This window comes from Gordonia phosphorivorans (assembly GCF_042432625.1).
GTDB classification, from domain to species: domain Bacteria; phylum Actinomycetota; class Actinomycetes; order Mycobacteriales; family Mycobacteriaceae; genus Gordonia; species Gordonia phosphorivorans.
This window is the reverse complement of record NZ_JBHLWV010000023.1, coordinates 24123-41900: the sequence shown is the minus strand read 5'-3', so window position 1 is coordinate 41900 and position 17778 is coordinate 24123. Positions and strand designations below refer to the sequence as shown.

The 17778-nt window shown below is 70.1% G+C and carries 15 protein-coding genes; 7 read left to right on the top strand and 8 right to left on the bottom strand.

Annotated elements, in window-relative coordinates:
* Window positions 1–41: 41 nt before the first annotated feature.
* From ACFFJD_RS13385 to ACFFJD_RS13365, 5 genes are all read right to left on the bottom strand, one after another.
* Complete coding sequence (locus ACFFJD_RS13385; protein ID WP_382364943.1) at window positions 42–962, bottom strand: 4-(cytidine 5'-diphospho)-2-C-methyl-D-erythritol kinase; 921 nt, start codon at window positions 960–962, stop codon at window positions 42–44.
* Window positions 959–1846 (bottom strand): 16S rRNA (adenine(1518)-N(6)/adenine(1519)-N(6))-dimethyltransferase RsmA, encoded by an 888-nt coding sequence (gene rsmA, locus ACFFJD_RS13380; protein ID WP_382364941.1) that lies wholly within the window; start codon window positions 1844–1846, stop codon window positions 959–961. Before rsmA ends, ACFFJD_RS13385 begins: the two co-directional genes overlap by 4 nt.
* Window positions 1847–1895: 49 nt before the next feature.
* Window positions 1896–3008: a resuscitation-promoting factor gene (locus ACFFJD_RS13375; protein ID WP_382364939.1), complete on the bottom strand. Its 1113-nt coding sequence runs from the start codon at window positions 3006–3008 to the stop codon at window positions 1896–1898.
* A gap of 76 nt (window positions 3009–3084) precedes the next feature.
* A complete protein-coding gene (locus ACFFJD_RS13370) occupies window positions 3085–3984 on the bottom strand; it encodes a TatD family hydrolase (RefSeq protein ID WP_382364937.1) in 900 nt (299 codons plus the stop codon).
* Window positions 3981–4880, bottom strand: coding sequence for a PhzF family protein (locus ACFFJD_RS13365; RefSeq protein ID WP_382364935.1), 900 nt, complete (start codon window positions 4878–4880; stop codon window positions 3981–3983). The genes ACFFJD_RS13370 and ACFFJD_RS13365 overlap by 4 nt, the downstream gene beginning before the upstream one ends.
* A gap of 3 nt (window positions 4881–4883) precedes the next feature.
* On the opposite strand from ACFFJD_RS13365, the gene ACFFJD_RS13360 reads away from it, so the two are divergent.
* Genes ACFFJD_RS13360 through ACFFJD_RS13345 form a run of 4 tightly spaced genes read left to right on the top strand, consistent with a single transcriptional unit; the run spans window position 4884 to window position 10797 of the window.
* Entirely contained in the window at window positions 4884–5603 is a 720-nt protein-coding gene (locus tag ACFFJD_RS13360) for an HAD family hydrolase (RefSeq protein ID WP_382364933.1), read from the top strand.
* A gap of 14 nt (window positions 5604–5617) precedes the next feature.
* Window positions 5618–8047 (top strand): glycoside hydrolase family 65 protein, encoded by a 2430-nt coding sequence (locus tag ACFFJD_RS13355; protein WP_382364931.1) that lies wholly within the window; start codon window positions 5618–5620, stop codon window positions 8045–8047.
* A 45-nt stretch (window positions 8048–8092) separates the two neighbouring features.
* Window positions 8093–9634 carry a methionine--tRNA ligase gene (gene metG / locus ACFFJD_RS13350; protein WP_382364929.1) on the top strand — a complete coding sequence of 514 codons (1542 nt, stop codon included), beginning with the start codon at window positions 8093–8095 and terminating at the stop codon, window positions 9632–9634.
* Window positions 9631–10797 carry an aminodeoxychorismate synthase component I gene (locus ACFFJD_RS13345; RefSeq protein WP_382364927.1) on the top strand — a complete coding sequence of 389 codons (1167 nt, stop codon included), beginning with the start codon at window positions 9631–9633 and terminating at the stop codon, window positions 10795–10797. Before metG ends, ACFFJD_RS13345 begins: the two co-directional genes overlap by 4 nt.
* A gap of 1 nt (window position 10798) precedes the next feature.
* Here ACFFJD_RS13345 and rsmI read toward each other — a convergent pair whose 3' ends face one another.
* Window positions 10799–11614, bottom strand: coding sequence for a 16S rRNA (cytidine(1402)-2'-O)-methyltransferase (rsmI, locus tag ACFFJD_RS13340; protein ID WP_382364990.1), 816 nt, complete (start codon window positions 11612–11614; stop codon window positions 10799–10801).
* A 66-nt stretch (window positions 11615–11680) separates the two neighbouring features.
* Between rsmI and ACFFJD_RS13335 the strand changes: the two genes are divergently transcribed.
* A complete protein-coding gene (locus ACFFJD_RS13335) occupies window positions 11681–13252 on the top strand; it encodes a dolichyl-phosphate-mannose--protein mannosyltransferase (protein ID WP_382364925.1) in 1572 nt (523 codons plus the stop codon).
* Window positions 13253–13276: 24 nt separating this feature from the next.
* On the opposite strand, the gene ACFFJD_RS13330 is transcribed toward ACFFJD_RS13335, so the two are convergent.
* The gene (locus ACFFJD_RS13330; RefSeq protein ID WP_382364923.1) at window positions 13277–13624 is read right to left on the bottom strand and encodes a hypothetical protein; all 348 of its coding nucleotides are present in this window, start codon (window positions 13622–13624) and stop codon (window positions 13277–13279) included.
* A 179-nt stretch (window positions 13625–13803) separates the two neighbouring features.
* Here ACFFJD_RS13330 and ACFFJD_RS13325 point away from each other — a divergent pair, with 179 nt between their 5' ends.
* Window positions 13804–14673: a universal stress protein gene (locus ACFFJD_RS13325; protein ID WP_382364921.1), complete on the top strand. Its 870-nt coding sequence runs from the start codon at window positions 13804–13806 to the stop codon at window positions 14671–14673.
* 28 nt (window positions 14674–14701) lie between these two features.
* Complete coding sequence (locus tag ACFFJD_RS13320) at window positions 14702–15982, top strand: MFS transporter (RefSeq protein WP_382364919.1); 1281 nt, start codon at window positions 14702–14704, stop codon at window positions 15980–15982.
* On the opposite strand, the gene ACFFJD_RS13315 is transcribed toward ACFFJD_RS13320, so the two are convergent.
* Window positions 15930–17645: a cation:proton antiporter gene (locus tag ACFFJD_RS13315; protein ID WP_382364917.1), complete on the bottom strand. Its 1716-nt coding sequence runs from the start codon at window positions 17643–17645 to the stop codon at window positions 15930–15932. The genes ACFFJD_RS13320 and ACFFJD_RS13315 overlap by 53 nt on opposite strands.
* Window positions 17646–17778 lie beyond the last annotated feature (133 nt).

Below are 17778 nucleotides of genomic sequence, written 5' to 3'. Positions count from 1 at the left end.
TCCGTTCGTTCTGCCGGAAGGTGTTTCCAGGTCGGTGTGTGTCAGCCGTGCGCCGGGACCAGCCGCGCACCCGGGACCGGCCCGTGGGCGGTGCGCACCGCTTTGGCCACACCCAGCCCGGACAGTTCCGCGGCCACCGCGATCGCCGCGTCCGCGTCGGCGCACAGGAAGGCGCAGGTGGGTCCGGAACCAGACACGATCCCGGCCAGCGCACCGGCTTCCTTGCCCGCGCGCAGGGTGCGCCGCAGCAGCGGCTGCAGTGACAGCGCCGCGGGCTGTAAGTCGTTGTGCAGCAAGGGTGCGACCGCGTGCACGTCCCCGGAGGCCAGCGCCACCATCAGTTCGTCGGGCCGTTCCGGCGGCGGTACGGTCTCGCCGCGTCCGGCCCGCAGTCGGTCCAGTTCGTGGTACACCGCCGGGGTCGACAGCCCCGTCTTGGCCACCACCAGCACCCAGTGCAGGTCCCCGCGATGCAGCACCGGCAGCAGCTTCTCGCCGCGGTTGGTGCCGAGCGCCGCCCCGCCCAGGAGCGCGAACGGCACGTCGCTGCCCAGCGTGGCGGCGATGTCCATGATCTCCTCGCGGCCCAAGTCGACCCGCCACAGCCGCGCCGCGGCCAGCATGGCGCCGGCGGCGTCGGCGGAGCCGCCGGCCATGCCGCCGGCCACCGGAATCTGCTTGTCGATCTCGATCGCCACGTTCACGTCGGCCTGGTTCGCGTATTCGGCGATCGCGGCGACGCCGCGCGCGGCGAGATTGGTCGGATCGGCGGGCACCTCGCCGGCGCTGTCGCCGGTCACGGCGATCGCGAGCTCCTCGGCGGCGCGCACCGTCACGTCGTCGTACAGCGATACGGCACAGAACACCGTGCTCAACTCGTGGTAGCCGTCCTCGCGCAGCGGGCCCACGCCGAGATGCAGATTGATCTTGGCCGGCACCCGGGCCGTGGCCCCGCCCATCATCGGTCGCCCCCGGCCACCGAGGTTCCGGCCACTTCGGCCAGCCGCACGAAGTCGGCGACGTCGAGCCGCTCGCCCCGGATGCCCGGGTCGATGTCGGCGGCCCGCAGCAGTTCCTCCGCGCGCGGGGCTCCGCCGGCCCAGCCGGACAGCGCCGAGCGCATCGTCTTGCGTCGCTGCGCGAACGCGGCGTCGATGGCGGTGAACGTCGCCCGTCGGTGCTGCGCGTCGGTACCGAACACGTCGCGACGATCGATGCGCACCAGCCCCGACTCGATCTTCGGTTCCGGCCAGAACACATTGCGGCCGACGGCACCGGCGCGTTTGACGTCGCCGAAGTAGCGCGCCTTGACGCTCGGCACGCCGTAGATCCGACTGCCGGGGCCGGCGGCGAGACGGTCGGCCACTTCGGCCTGAACCATCACCAGTGCGGTCCGCAGGGTCGGGAAGTGCGCCATCAGGTGCAGCAACACCGGAACGGCCACGTTGTAGGGAAGGTTTGCCACCAGCGCGGTCGGCGTCACCGGGAGTTGCTCGGGCAGCACCGACATCGCGTCGGCGGTCACCACGTCGAAGTCTCCGCTGCGCGTGGGCGCGTATTCGTCGATGGTGCGCGGCAGGCGCGCGGCCAGGACCGGATCGATCTCGACGGCCACCACCCGACCGGCGGTCTGCAGCAGCGCCAACGTCAGCGAGCCGAGACCGGGGCCCACTTCCAGGACCACGTCGTCGGCCCCCACCCCGGAGACGGCGACGATCCGCCGCACGGTGTTCCCGTCGTGTACGAAGTTCTGCCCGAGCTGTTTGGTGGGTCGCACGCCGAGCTCGGCGGCCAGGCCGCGAATCTCAGCCGGGCCGAGGAGGCGCACGTCGGACGAATCAGTCACCCGGTCATTGTCCCTGGTGCGTCAACCCGCGCATGCGGCGGGCGCGCGGTCAGCGCAAACCCAGGCGTGAGGTGCAGCTGGGCCAGGCGCCCCAGCCCTGCGCGGCCTGGGTCTTCTTGGCGATGGCGATCTGCTCTTCGCGGCTGGCCAGGTCGGCGCGCGGCGCGTACTCCAGGCCGCCCCAACGCTCCCAGGTGCTCTGGTTGAACTGCAGGCCGCCGTAGTAGCCGTTGCCGGTGTTGATCGCCCAGTTGCCGGTGGCCTCGCACTGCGCGAGGGCATCCCACACGCCGACGGGCACGTGCGGCGCACCCGGCTTGGTGCCGATCCGCACCGTGGCCGGCGTGGGCTCCACTAGCACCTTCTCGCCGATCTTCTCGCGCTTGGTGACCTTGCCGTTGACGGTCGTCACCTTGTAGGTCACCTCGGCCTTGCCCGGGGTGCCCGGCTTCTCGACGACCTTGCGGTCACGGACCAGCGTGGGGTCCTTCTTGGCGATCTCCGGCGGCGCGACCTTCTCGGTGACGGTCTTGTTCTCATCGCGAATACGAGTGACCTTGACGGTCATGTCCTTGCTGACCGGCGTGTCTGCGGCGGGCACCACCTTGTCGGTGGGCGCCAGCGGATTGCCGGTGCGTTCGAAGAGCTCGCCGACGGTCTTCGCCGCCACCTCGGTGCGCTGGGTCTTGCCTGCGTCGACCACGACCACCGACTTGGGCAGCGTCACGTCGAGGTCCGCACCGACCACCGGGACCGGCTGATCGAGCGAGGACGTGACCGCGGCGGCCGTCAGGCCCCGTTCGGCGAGGATCTCGCCGACGGAGTTCTTGTGCGTCTGGACCACCTCGACCTGACCGTCGAGGTTGAGTTCGACCTGCTTGAGTCGATCGATGGTCAGCGTCTGGCCGTCCTGCGGCATGCTCGCCAGGTCGACGTTCACCTTGTCCCCGGAGGTGGGCTCGATGCCCTGTTCGTTGAGCAGATCCTCCACCGAGAAGGCCATCGTGGAGACCTCGCGCACCTGCCCGTCGACCGCCAGGGTCAACTCCTTGTGCATCACCATGCCGGTGACGCCGCCGCCCGCGAGAGCGACCAGGAGCGCACCGGTGACGGCGCGCGCACCGACCGAGCGAGTGGCGTTGATGCGGTGAAATACAGACAAAACAAGTCTCCTGCGAGCAGATCAGCCCCACCATCCCGACCGGTAGGGTCACAGCACGGTAACGAAAAGGGGTGTGTTATTGCAACGGCAACCCGTAGGCGCGGCGCGCGTTCGCGCCCAGCGCCACGGCCAGATCCTCCGCCGAAACGCCCCGCACCTCGGCGAGTGCCCGCGCGGTGTACGGCAGGCAATAGGACTGATTGGGCTGGCCACGGTAGGGATGCGGGGTCAGGAACGGTGCGTCGGTCTCCACCAGCAGTTGAGCCTCGGGCGTCAGTGACGCGGCCTCCCGCAGCGGCCCGGCGTTGACGAAACTCACAGTGCCCGCGAAGCTCAGCAGGTAACCGCGATCGACGCATTCGCGTGCGATCTCGGCATCGCCGGAGAAGCAGTGCATGATGACCGTTTCCGGGCTGCCCTCGGCCGCGAGCACGTCGAGCAGGTCGCGATCGGCCTCCCGGTTGTGGATCATCAGAGGCTTGCCGCTGCGCTTAGCCAGGTCGATGTGCCAGGCGAAGACGTCCTTCTGCGTCGCCGGATCGGCGCACGTGTCCGAGCGAGTGGTCCAGTAGTAGTCCAGCCCGGTCTCGCCCACGGCCACCACCCGGTCGTCGGCGACCATCTGTTCCAGCTCGGCACGGTTCGCTTCGTTCAGGTCCGCGGCGTGGGTGGGGTGCAGCCCCACCGCCGCGAAGACGCGTCGATCCCAGTGCGCCGCGGCCACCGCCCAGCGCGCATCCACAATGTCGTCGGCGACGGTCACCACCTGACTCACCCCGACGGCTTCGGCGCGGTCGACGATCTCGGCGACGGCCTCGCGGGTGCGGCCTCCACAGGCGGCCAGATGCGTGTGTGCGTCCACCAGGCCCGGCAGCGGCTGCGGGTCCGGCGGCGGCTCACGCCGACGCCGCTTGCGGATCTCCTTGGCCGACAGGCCCTGGTCCGCGTCCTGCTCCACGCCCTGCGCGTCGTTCACAGCTCCACCGTCCCGGCGATCACCGTGCGGGCGCGGCCGCCCACCCAGATGCTCTCGCCGTCGTCGTCGATCCGTACCCGGCCGGTCCGACCCAGCACCGTGCCCTGCGCGGCGACGTACCGCTCCGGGACCGCCCCGATGCCGCGCAGCCACACCGCCAGCCCGGCGTTGAGGCTGCCGGTCACCGGATCCTCCGGAACCCCGGTCCCCGGCGCGAACGCGCGGACCTCGTAGTCTGCGTCGCCGGGACCCGCGGGCCCGGTCGCGGTGCGCCACGGACCGATCAGCCCGACGAAATCGCCGGGAGCAAAGGCAGCCGCGTCCGGCACCACGTCCAGCACCCGCTGGCCGTCGGTCAGCAGCAGGCCCAGCCACGGGGGTCCGTTGTCCACCCACTGCGCGGCCACCACGTCGCTGCGCCGCAGACCGCAGGCCGCGCGCACTCGATCCAGGGTCTGCGCATCGGGCGCGCCGGTGCGCCGAAGCTCCGGGGCCGCGAACGCGAAGTTCCCCGCACCGTCGTGCGTCACCACCACGTTGCCGATCCCGCACTCCTGCACCAGGCGCGGCCGGACCCCGGCCGGGTCGGCCGCGACGGTCAGCCAGGCGTGCGCCGACCCCAGCGTGGGGTGTCCGGCGAAGGGCAGTTCGCCGCCCGGGGTAAAGATCCGCAGTCGGTAGTCGGCCTCGTCCGAGGTGGGCGCCGACACGAAAGTGGTCTCGGACAGGTTGGTCCAGCGCGCGAACTGCGCCATCTCCTCGTCGGCCAGCCCGTCGGCGTCGAGCACCACGGCCACCGGGTTCCCGATGCCCGCACCGGCACCGAAGACGTCGACCTGTAGAAATCTGCGCGCGCTCACAACGAGCAAGGATAGGGCAGGACAGGTAGCGTTCATCTCGTGCTCGGATTGCCTGCCCAGATCACCGTCGCGCTCTTCGATCTCGACGGAGTCCTCACTTCGACCGCGACCGTGCATTCGGACGCGTGGCGTCGTGCTTTCGATGCTTTCTTGGCCGAACGCTCCGCCGGCGCCGCCGGCGAAGACCTGCGGCCGTTCACCGAGCGCGATTACCTCGACCATGTGGACGGTCGACCCCGTCTCGACGGGGTCCGCGGTTTCCTGGCCTCCCGCGGTATCGCCGTCGACGACACCGTCGTGGAAGCGATCGCCGAGGCCAAGAACGCCGAATTCCTCGCCACCCTGGCCCGCGACGGAGTGTCCGCGTACCCGGGTTCGGTGCGCTACCTGAACGCGGCGCGCGCAGCCGGACTGCGTATCGCGGTGGTCACCTCCAGCAAGAACGGCGCCGCCGTGCTCGAGGCCGCCGGGTTGACCTCGTTCGTCGAACACCGGGTGGACGGCAACACCATCGTCGACGAGCACCTGCGGGGCAAGCCCGCCCCCGACTCGTACCTGCGCGGCGCCGAACTGATGGGCGTGGCCCCGGCGAACGCCGCGGTCTTCGAGGATGCGATCTCCGGAGTCCAGGCCGGCGCGGCTGGCCGGTTCGGCTACGTCGTCGGCATCGATAGAGTCGGCGGGTCGCAGGCGGAGAACATGACCGCCGCCGGCGCCGACATCGTGGTCACCGACCTCGACGCCCTGCTGCCCCGCTGACCCGAGGAGTCCCCATGGCTGAGATCCACAGCGAGCTGACCCACACCACGCACGGCGACACCTCGAGTCACGCCGACCCGACCAACGTTCCGCAGCACGGCGTCCACCCCGTGCACGGCTTCGACGTGCACCCGTGGCAACTGTGCTGGCGCGGCTGGGACATCGACCAGATCGGGCGCACCGAGAGCCTGTTCGCCCTGTCCAACGGTCACATCGGGCTGCGCGGAACCTTTGAGGAGGGCGAGCCGGTCCAGCAGCCGGGCACCTACCTCAACGGCTTCTACGAGACGCGGGATCTGCCGTACGCCGAGAGCGGCTACGGCTACCCCGAGGCCGGGCAGACCGTGGTGAACGTGACCGACGGCAAGGTCATCCGCCTGCTGGTGGAGGACGAGCCGATGGACCTGCGCTACGGACGCACCGTCGACCACGAGCGCTGCCTGGACTTCCGCACCGGCACCCTGCGCCGCAGCACCCTGTGGACCTCGCCCACCGGGCGAACCGTGCGGATCCGCAGCGAACGCCTGGTGAGCTTCACCAAGCGCACGATCGTGGCCACCCGCTACGAGGTGGAGCCGATCGGCGAGGACATGAGCCTGGTGCTGCAGTCGGACCTGCTGGCCAACGAGCCGGTTCCGCTGCCCGGCAACGATCCCCGCCTCGCCGCAGCCCTGGAGCAGCCGCTGATCTCCGCCCTCGCCGACTGCGAGGACAGCAGCGCCGTCCTCGTGCACCACACCAAGCGCTCCGGACTCACCGTCGCCGCGGCGATGAGCCACGAGCTGGACGCGCCCGGCAACGCCGACGTCTCCATCCGGGCCGACGGCGACCTCGCCCGGATGACGGTGGCCGCGACCGTCCCGCAGGGCGGCCGCCTGGTCCTCACCAAGTACGTGGCCTACGGCTGGTCGGCCCGACGCAGCGTCCCCGCGCTGCGCTCGCAGGTGGAGGCCGCCCTGGCTATGGCGGCCGAAACCGGTTGGGAGGCACTGAAAGCCGAGCAGGTCGAGTATCTCGACGAGTTCTGGCGGGATGCCGACATCGAGGTGGACGGAGACCCGGAGGTCCAGCAGGCCATCCGGTTCGCGCTCTTCCACGTGCTCCAGGCCGGCGCGCGCGGACAGTCGCGCGCCATTCCGGCCAAGGGCCTCACCGGCCCCGGCTACGACGGCCACACCTTCTGGGACACCGAGAGTTTCGTCCTGCCGATGCTCACCTACACCGTGCCCGGCGCGGCAGGCGAGGAGCTGCGCTGGCGGCATTCCACGCTGGCTCAGGCCAAGGCGCGCGCGGCCGAGCTCGCGCAGGAGGGTGCGATGTTCCCGTGGCGGACCATCGAGGGCGACGAGTGCTCCGGCTATTGGCCGGCCGGCACCGCGGGCGTGCACGTCTCCGCCGACATCGCCAACGCCACCGGACGCTACATCCGCGCCACCAACGACGAGGGCTTCGAAATCGAGTGCGGCGTAGAGCTTCTCGTCGAGGTCGCCCGGTTCTTCGCGGGCTTCGGCCACCACGACGTCAACGGCAAGTTCCGCATCGACGGCGTCACCGGCCCCGACGAGTACACCGCCATCATCAACAACAACCTGTTCACCAATCTCGCTGCGCAACAAGCCCTTCGCGATGCGGCGTGGACCGTCGCCCGACATCCCGCTGTCGCCCGCGACCTCGGTGTGACCGATGACGAAGTGGCGCACTGGCACGCGTGCGCCGACCACATGACGATTCCGTACGACGAGGCCGCCGGGGTGCACCAGCAGTGCGAGGCGTTCACGCTGCTCGACCGGTGGGATTTCGAAGCCTCCCGGGACCGCTACCCGCTGCTACTGAACTATCCGTACTTCGACCTGTACCGCAAGCAGGTGGTCAAGCAGGCCGACCTCGTGTTCGCGACCTACCTGTTCGGCGAGGCGTTCACCCTCGACGAGAAGCGCACGATCTTCGACTACTACTACCCGATCACCGTGCGCGACTCGTCGCTGTCGGCGTGCTCGGAGTCGGTGGCCGCCGCCGAGGTGGGCTACCTGGACCTGGCCTACGACCTGATGTGCGAGTCGCTGTTCACCGACCTGCACGACCTGCACAGCAACGTGTTCTCCGGCCTGCACATCGCCGCCCTCGGCGGAGCCTGGACCGACTGCGTGGCGGGCTTCGGCGGCATGCGCGACTTCGGCGGGCACATCACGTTCGCGCCGCGGCTGCCGTCGCACCTGAACTACATGTCGTTCCGAATGGTGGTGCGCGAATCACGCCTCGTGGTCGCGATCGATGCGACCAGCGCCACCTATCGCCTGCTCGGCGGCCCGCCCATCGATCTGGCCCACCACGGGGAACCGTTCACGCTCAGCGACGCCCCGGTGACCCGGCCGATCACTCCCCTGGCCGAGCTGACGCCGCCGCTCCCGCCGGTCGGTTGCGAGCCCTACCGCCGAACGCCCTGAGTGGACGCGAGCGCGCCCACCACCACCGGTATCCTTCTATTCACTATGCGTCCTGCCTTCTACGTCACCACGGCCATCGCCTACCCGAACGGCGCGCCCCACATCGGGCACGCCTACGAGTACATCTCCGCCGACACCCTGGCCCGATTCAAGCGACTCGACGGGTACGACGTCCTGTTCCTGACCGGAACCGACGAGCACGGCCAGAAGATGCAGCAGACGGCCGAGGCCGAGGGCATTCCCACCGGCGAACTCGCGCGGCGCAACTCCGACCGATTCCAGTCGCTGCAGGAACGCCTGGGGTCGAGCTTCGATCGCTTCATCCGCACCACCGACGCCGACCATCATCGCGCCTCCGAAGAGATCTGGCGCCGCATGGTCGAGCGCGGCGACATCTACCTGGACTCCTACTCGGGGTGGTACGACGTCCGCGACGAGAGCTTCGTCAACGAGGACGACACCACCGTCGACGACGACGGCCACCGAGTCTGCACCGAGAACGGCCACGTCCTGACCTGGACCGAGGAGGAGACCTACTTCTTCCGCCTGTCGGCCTACCAGGACAAGCTGCTCGAGCTCTACCGCAGCCGGCCCGAATTCATCGGCCCGGACGTGCGCCGCAACGAGGTCACCAGCTTCGTCGGCGGCGGACTCAAGGACCTGTCGGTCTCGCGCACCACCTTCGACTGGGGCGTGCCGGTGCCCGACGGCGACGGGCACGTCATGTACGTGTGGGTCGACGCCCTCACCAACTACCTGACCGGTGCCGGCTTCCCCGACGATCCGGAGACCTTCGCCCGCTTCTGGCCCGCCGACCTGCACGTGATCGGCAAGGACATCATTCGCTTCCACTGCGTCTACTGGCCGGCCTTCCTGATGAGCGCGGGCATCGAGCTGCCCGAGCGGGTGTTCGCGCACGGCTTCCTGTTCAACAACGGCCAGAAGATGAGCAAGTCCCTCGGCAACGTCATCGACCCGCAGGTGCTGCTCGACGAGTTCGGCGTGGACCCGGTGCGCTTCTTCTTCCTGCGCGAGGTGTCCTACGGACAGGACGGCTCGTACTCGACGGAGGCCATCGTCGCGCGCACCAACGCCGACCTGGCCAACGAGTACGGCAACCTGGCCCAGCGCACGCTGAGCATGATCGGCAAGTACTTCGACGGCACCCTGCCCGCTCCGGGTGAGTTCACCGAGGCCGACCGGGCGCTGCTGGCCACCGCCGACGGTCTGCTGCCGGTGCTGCGCGGACATTTCGACGCGCAGGCCCTCCACCTCGGACTGGAGGCGCTCTGGTCCACGCTGGCCGACACCAACCGCTACATCTCCGCGCAGGAACCGTGGAAGCTGGCCAAGACCGACCTGGAGCGCACCGGCACCGTGCTGTACGTGTGCGCCGAGGTCATCCGCATCGTCACGCTGCTGGCCCAGCCAGTGATGCCGACCTCCACCGGCACCATCTTGGACCTGCTGGCCGTGGCCGACGACGAGCGCGACTTCGCCGCTATCGGCACGCGCCTGCGGCCGGGCGCGGCACTGCCCAAGCCGAGTCCCGTCTTCCCGCGCATCGAGTCGGCCAAGGACGAGTGAACGCGGCGTCGGCGCTGGATCTGTTCGGCGCCCTGGCCGCCGCGGCCGAGGAGTCGGGGCGGCCGGGCCCGGCGGCGCTGATCGGCGACTGGTGCGATGCCGACGCGGTCATCGCCCCCTCCCTCACGCTGGTGCCGGGGCTGCGACCGCCGGACCGGCCCGATCGCTTCTGGTTCGGCTACCTGGGTTTCCCCGTCCGCGGGGACCAGGGAACCCTCCCCCCGGTGGTCGGCGGCCTCACCGACGGCATCCTCGTGCTCCGCGACGGACGCTGGTCGTGGGAGAGCCCCGTCGGCGCCCCGCCGCCCGCATGGCTGCCGCCGTTGACCCCCCGCGCCCCGGAGGCCAACGACTGGTCGACGTCGTGGACGTCCCCCGAGCGCGACCCGCACCTGACCGCCATCGCCGCCTGCCGGGACGCCATCGCCGCCGGCGAGGTGTACCAGGCCTGCATCTGCACCCGCTTCACCGGCCGCCTCGACGGCGCGGCCCACCGCTACTTCGCCGATCTGGCGGCGGCGACCACACCGGCGAAGGCCGCTTTCCTGCAGGGCGAGTGGGGCGCGGTGGCGAGCCTGTCGCCGGAGACCTTCCTGTCCCGGCGCGGCAGCACCGTCAGCTCGTCACCGATCAAGGGCACCGCGCCGCGCAGCGAGGACCCGATGGTGCTCGCCCAGTCGGTCAAGGACATCGCCGAGAACGTGATGATCGTGGACCTGGTGCGCAACGATCTCGGCCGCGTCGCCCGCACCGGCACGGTGCGCGTCCCCGAACTGCTCACCGTGGTCGGGGCGCCCGGCGTGTGGCATCTGGTGTCCACCGTCGTCGCCGAACTCGACGACACCGTCGGCAACGACGCCCTGCTGGAGGCCGCCTTCCCGCCAGCGTCGGTCACCGGAACGCCGAAGATCCGTGCCGCCGAACTCATCGCGGAATGGGAGACCCACCCGCGCGGGGTCTATTGCGGGGCCGTCGGGATCGCCGGCCCGGACGGACTCCTCGACCTGAACGTCGCGATCCGCACCGTGACCGTCGCTCCGGACGGCGCACTGACCCTCGGCGTCGGGGGCGGCATCACCTACGACTCCGAGCCCGCCGCGGAATGGCAGGAATGCCTGGACAAGGCCGCCTCCATTCTCGCGCACACGCGCGCGCCGCACTGACTCAGTCGTCGGCCCCGCGGCGCGCGACCAGCACCGCCTCGTACACCTCGCGACGACTGAACGAGGTCCCGGCGGCCGCCTGCTCGCAGGCATCCTTGAGGCGGCTGCCCGCCGCGGCGAGTTCCTCGGCGGCGGTCACCACCGACTCCAGGTCCACGTCGTCGTCGACCGTCGTGGCCCCGGCCACCACCACGGTGATCTCCCCCTTGACGCCCTCGGCGGCCCACCGCGCGAGTTCGCCGAGGCCGCCCCGCCGCACCTGTTCGTAGGTCTTGGTCAGCTCCCGGCACACCGCCGCCGCCCGGTCGTCGCCGAGGACCTGCGCCGCGTCGGCGAGCGTCTGCGCCAACCGGTGCGGGGACTCGAAGAAGACCACGGTGCGCGGTTCGGTGCGCAGCGAGGCCAGCCAGTCGCGGCGCGCCCCCGGCTTACGCGGCGCGAAACCGTCGAAGCAGAAGCGTTCGGACGGCAGCGCCGACAGCGCCAGCGCCGTGGTCACCGCCGACGGTCCCGGCAGGCACGTCACCCGCAGATCGGCGGCCGCACAGGCGGCCACCAGGCGGTATCCGGGGTCGCTCACCGACGGCATGCCCGCGTCGGTGATGAGCAGCACCGTGGCCCCGTCGGCGATCGCCTCCACCAGTTGCGGGGCGCGCTGGGCCTCGACGTGGTCGTAGTAGCTGACGAGCCTGCCGGTGATCGTCACGTCCAACGACGACGCCAGGCCGCGGGCCCGCCGCGTGTCCTCGGCGGCCACGATGTCCGCGGTCGCCAAGGCCTCCCGCAGTCGCGGGGAGGCGTCGCCGGCCTGCCCCATCGGCGTTCCGGCCAACACCAGTGCTCCAGTCACCAGGCCAACGTACCTTCCTCTACCATCGGCCTGGTGAGTCCAGCCGTCCTCGATCGCGCCACCGTCGCACCCCGCGCGCGCACCGAGGACCTCGGCACCGCTCCCGGCCCGGAGATTCCCGCACCGGTCTTCGGCGCCACTGACACCCGACGCGGCATCGTCATCGGCGTCGTCCTCACGCTGATCGCCGTCGTGACCCGGTTCTGGGACCTGACCCATCCGACCGACGACGGCACCCCCGTCTTCGACGAGAAGCACTACGTGCCGCAGGGTTGGCAGGCGCTGACCGGCGGCGGCTGGATCGAGGACAATCCGGCCTACGGCCTGGTGGTCCATCCGCCGGTGGGCAAGTGGATGCTCGCGATCGGTGAGGCGATGTTCGGCTACGGGCCGATGGGCTGGCGTTTCACCGCCGCCGTGTCCGGCGTGATCATCGTGCTGGCCATCTATCTGACGGTGCGGCGACTGAGCCGCTCCACCCTGATCGGCGCGCTGGCCGGGGTCTTCGCTCTCTGCGACGGCGTGCTCTTCGTCCAATCCCGCATGGGCATGCTCGACATCTTCCAGGCGCTCTTCGTGGTGCTGGCCTTCGCCGCTCTGATCGCCGACCGCGATCAGATGCGCGCCCGCATGCACCGCGCCTGGCTGGCGGGCCGCGTCCGGCTGAGCCCCCTCGGACCACGCTTCGGTTTCCGCTGGTACCGCTTCACCGCGGGCGTGATGCTGGGTCTGGCGTGCGGCACCAAATGGTCGGGCATCTACTTCGTCGTCTTCTTCACACTGCTGTCACTCGGCTTCGACGTCGCGACCCGCAAGGCCTATCACGTGGAGAAGCCGTTCAAGGGCGTGCTCGCGCGCGACCTGTTTCCCTCCGCCGCGTCGCTGGCCGCACTGCCGGTGGCGATGTACCTCGCCTTCTTCGCGGTGTGGTTCCGGGCGGAGACCTCGGTGTACCGCTACGTCGTCGGCACGGAAGTGGGCGTCGACGGGCCCTTCGCGTGGGTACCGGCCGCCATTCGGTCGTTCTGGTACTACGAGACCGGGATCCTCGAGTTCCACTCCGGTCTCACCAATGCGGCCGGCAATCAGCATCCGTGGGAGTCCAAGCCCTGGTCGTGGCCGATGGCGCTGCGGCCCATGCTGTACGCCATCTCCTACGGCCCCGATCAGTGCGGCGGCGGCGACTGTATCCGCGCCCAGATGCTCATCGGCACGCCCGCCCTCTGGTGGCTGGCGCTGCCGATGCTCGTGTGGGGCCTGTGGCGGATGCTCTTCCGCCGGGACTGGCGTTACGCCGCGGTCCTGGTGGGCTACGGCGCGGCGATTCTGCCGTGGTTCTTCGAGATCGACCGCCAGATGTACTTCTTCTACGCCACCGCGATGGCGCCGTTCCTCGTGATGGGCCTGGCGCTGTGCTGCGGAGACGTCCTCGCCGCAGCGGGCAGGGGACGCATGTCCACCAGCCGCTTGCTCGCCGTCCTGGCGGTCGCGTTGTACGTCGGCCTCGTAGTGGCCAACTTCGCCTTCCACTGGCCGATCCTCACCGGCGTCCCGATCAGCAACGAGCTGTGGAACATGCAGCTCTGGCTGCCCAGCTGGACCTGACGTCGTACCCGGGTCGACGGGGTGTCAGGCCATGGCTGCGCCGATGGCGCTGAACACCCAGAGCAGGAAGATCAGCAACAGTGCCCACATCCCGCCCTGGTACACCTGCCACCGGCCGCCGCTGCGCTGACTGCGGAAGGCCTGCACGCCGAGGGACGCGGCGCCGAGGAAGATCACCACGGCCGAACCCAGCACCAGGAAGGTGAACCAGCCACCGCTGGTGAGGGCGCCGCCGACGGCGAACAGCGTGGCCAGGCACACGGTGCCGACCACCTGCAGGATGGTCCGGCGCAGGTCGACGCGCGGCATCTCCGGCTCCAACTCGCCACCGGGGGCCTGCTGGGGAAGATCGTGCTGCGAATCGAGGCTCATGATCACCAGGATACCGGCGGTGACGCGGGCGGGCCCGGGCCCCACCTGCACGGTTCCGGGTCCAAAGTCCCGACCTGCCGTGCATCCGGCTGGACGGTACGACAGAATGGAGACGAGGCTTGATACGGATGCGCATTCCGGGCGTCCGGGCCGTAGCGAGCGAGGATGTGGGATTCACGATGAGCGTGGTTCTTGTGGGTGTCGACGGATCGGCCGAGGCTGTCAACGCGGTGCGCTGGGCGGCGCAAGAGGCGAAGCTCGAAGGCGCCGACCTGAAGATCGTTTCGGCCTACACCACCACTACCAGTGACTATGCGCCCGGCCTGGTGATCCCGCAGGACGTGATCGATGCGATCCGCGGCGAAGTGAGCAAGTACGTCCAGGATGCGGCCAAGGTCGCCGAAGAGACCGCTCCCGGCCTCACCATCCACGGCTCCATCGCCGAGGGCGATGCCGCGCACGTGATGATCGACTTCAGCGAGGACGCCGAGATGGTGGTCCTGGGCAGCCGCGGCCTGGGCGGCCTCAAGGGCCTGTTCCTCGGCTCGGTCAGCACCAGCGTCGCCGCGCACGCCAAGAGCAAGGTGGTCATCGTGCCGCCCGAGGCCGAACTGAACGACGGCCCCGTGGTGGTCGGCGTCGACGATTCCAAGGTCAGCGACCCGGCCGTGGCCGAGGCCTACCGGCAGGCCGACCTGCGTAACGCCGAGCTCATCGCGGTCCACACCTGGACGCCGCTGGACGCCGATGCGCTGCACGGCTTCGGGCTGAGCGCCGACGAGATCGACCAGATGAGCGAGCAGGCCGTCGGCGCCGTCGCCGAGCGTCTGGCCGGCTACTCCACCGATCACCCGGACGTGCAGGTCAAGCGCGTGGTGATTCCGGAGGAGCCGGGCAAGGCCATCCTCGACACCGCGGGCGACTCGGCCGCTCTGATCGTGATGGGCAGCCGCGGTCGCGGCGGTTTCACCGGCCTGCTCCTGGGCTCGCGCAGCCAGAAGGTGCTGCACCACGCCAAGGTGCCGGTGATGATCGTGCGCCACCACTGATTCGACGAGAAGGGCCTGATTCCGCGGTATGAAGCATCTTCCCCGCGGCCTGTGGGTTCTCCTGGCGGCCAATGTCGTCATCGCGCTCGGCTACGGACTGATCGCGCCGGCACTGCCGATCTTCGCCAGCACCTTCGGGGTGTCGGTGACGGCGGTGTCGGCGGTGATCTCCGCGTTCGCGGTGATGCGGCTCGCCTTCGCTCCCGCGACCGGACGACTGGTCACCGTCCTCGGCGAACGCCGTATCTATCTGACCGGCCTCATCATCGTCGCCGCCAGTACCTTGGCCTGCGCGTTCGCGGCCTCCTACTGGCAACTGCTGATCTTCCGCGCCGCCGGCGGCATCGGCTCCACGATGTTCACCGTCTCGGCGATGGCGCTGCTGATTCGGCTGGCCCCGCCGCAGATCCGCGGGCGGGCCTCCGGGTACTTCTCGGCGGGCTTTCTGATCGGCAATCTCACCGGCCCGCTGATCGGCGCCGCTCTTATCGGCGGCGGCCTCAAACTGCCCTTCGTGGTCTACGCGATCGCGCTGGTGATCGCCGCCATCGGCGTGGCCGTCCTCATGCCGCCGGTGCCCGCGCACGCCGGATCCACGCCGGGTGCACCGGCCGTGGTCGAAGCGGTCACCTTCGCCACCGCCTGCCGGGACAGCGCCTACCGGGCCATCCTGGCCTCGAACTTCGCCCAGGGCTGGGCGTCGATGGGTGTGCGCATCGCGCTCGTGCCGCTGTTCATCACCCAGGGCCTCGGCCAGTCCGACGCCTGGGCCGGCGTGATTCTGGCGTTCTACGCGGGCGGCAACATGGTGGCGATCCTCATCGCCGGACGCCTGTCCGATCGGTACGGCCGCCGCCCGGTTCTGCTTCCCGGGCTGGCCATCGCCGCCGCGTCGACCCTGACCCTCGGCTACTCCCCCAACTTGGCCGTGGCGGTGGCGCTGACCACCATCGCCGGACTCGGCTCCGGTCTCTTCGCCCCCACCCATCAGGCGGCGCTCGGCGACGTCCTCGGCACCTCCCAGCGCGGGGGTTCGGCGTTGGCCGCCTACGGCATGGCCTCGGACCTCGGTGCGGTGGTCGGGCCGCTCGCGGCCGGTGCGGTCGCCACCGTCTTCGGTTACGGACCGGCCTTCCTGCTCACCGGACTCGTGGTGGTCGTGGCCCTGGTGTTGTGGCTGCCGGCCCGCGAGACCAACCCGGACGGGCACCCCACCGCACCCGACGACGCCGTGCCGATCGACGCACCCGAGCAGCTCAACCCCGCAGGCCGAGCTCCTGGGCGTCGAGTTTGGTCAATTCGGCGGTGAGGGCGCCCGAACTGTAGGTGCCCCGGTCGCGGAAGACGAGCAGCGTGCGACGCTGCTCGTCGATCACTCGCCGCCGCAGGCGACGCACCTCCCGCGAGGTCTGCAAACGCCGATCCAAGGCATCGATCTCGGAGTCGTCGTCGTCGACGTCCGGGGCCTCCAGCTCCCGAAACAGCCGCACCTGCTGGGCCAGCAGCGGGTCCGCGCCGACCACCGCGGGATCGTCGAGCATGCGCTGGGCCACGTCGAGCATCTCCCCGCGCAGCCGCGCCCGCTCGGCGCGGATGTCGGCGCTCTGATCGGGAAGGTGCAGGCGGCGCAGCACCGGGCCCATCAGGCCGCCCTGCAGGGTCAGCGACAGCGCGGCGACGAAGAACGCCACCAGAATCAGCAGTGACCGGTACGGGGTGTCGGCCGGGAGCGTCTGCGCGGCGGCCAGGGTGACCGCGCCCCGCAGGCCGCCCCACACCACCACCATGCCCTCGCGGGAGCCGATCGCCTCGGTCCGGTAGTAGTCGATGTCGGCCAGGCGACGATCGAGGTGCCTGCGCAACCGGCTGCCCGCGGTGTCGTCGCCGTCGCGCTCGGTCGGCAGTTCCTCCCGCAGTTCCTCCCGCAACGCCGACAGCGCGGGCTCGCTGGCGATCACCTGGCGGGCCCGCCTCCCCAGCCACCACACCAGCGGCGTCACGAACGCCCAGCGAATGAGCAGTGCCAACACCAGCGCGGCCGCGGCAGGCCACAGTGCGTGCAACCAGGTGTCGTGCGCCTCGCTCACATCCTCCAGGAGGGTGTAGAGCTCGAGCCCCATGAGGAGGAACACCCCGCCCTCCAGGATCACCTCGACCATCTGCCAGTTCTGCACGTCGGACTGTCGATGGGCTGCCGACAGGTGCCGCACCGCGGTCCGGCCGGTCATCAGGCCGGCGGCGACGGCCGCCACCAGGCCGGAGGCACCGATCACCTCGCCGGCCAAGTACGCCACATAGGGCGTGGTGAAGGAGATTGCGGTGGCCACCGCCGGCACCCGGATGCGCGCACGCAGCCGACTGATCAGCCAACCCACCGCCGCGCCCACCACGACCGCACCGATCAGCGCCCACAGGAAGCTCACCGCCACCCCGGCGAACGAGATGCCCGCGCCGGTGGCGGCGATCGCCGCCCGCAGCACCACCAGGGCGCTGGCGTCGTTGAACAGGCTCTCCCCGGACAGCACCGTGACGATCCGGTTGGGCGCACCCATCCGTTTGATGGTGCTGGTGGCGACCGCGTCGGTCGGGCTGAGGATGGCGCCGAGAGCCACCCCGAGCGCATAGTCCACATCCGGCAGGATCCAGGTGAAGAACAGGCCCAGCAGCAACGACGAGACCACCACCAGCACGATCGAGAGAGCCCCGATGGCTGGGAAGTCGCGGCGGAAGTCCATCACGGGCATGGCGCGCGCGGCCGCGTACAGCAGCGGCGGCAGCAGGCCGATCAGCACCAGCTCCGGATCGACGTTGATCTCCGGCACCTCCGGCAGGAAGCTGACGCCCACACCGACGCCGACCAGCAGCAACGGCGCGGCGACCCGCAGTCGCGGCGCCAACGTGTTCGCGGCGGCGATGGCGAGTACACACAGCACCGCGATGGCCGCGATTTCGATGGCATCCACGGAAGTCATTGTGTCGCACGCCTCAGGGCTCCCCTAAATCGGCGCGACGACACTGTCCTCGACGTCGCATACCGTGACATTGAGCGTTGACAAGATCAATGGATGATGTCAGCGTTAGAGGCGGAACACGTTCTCGTTCCGC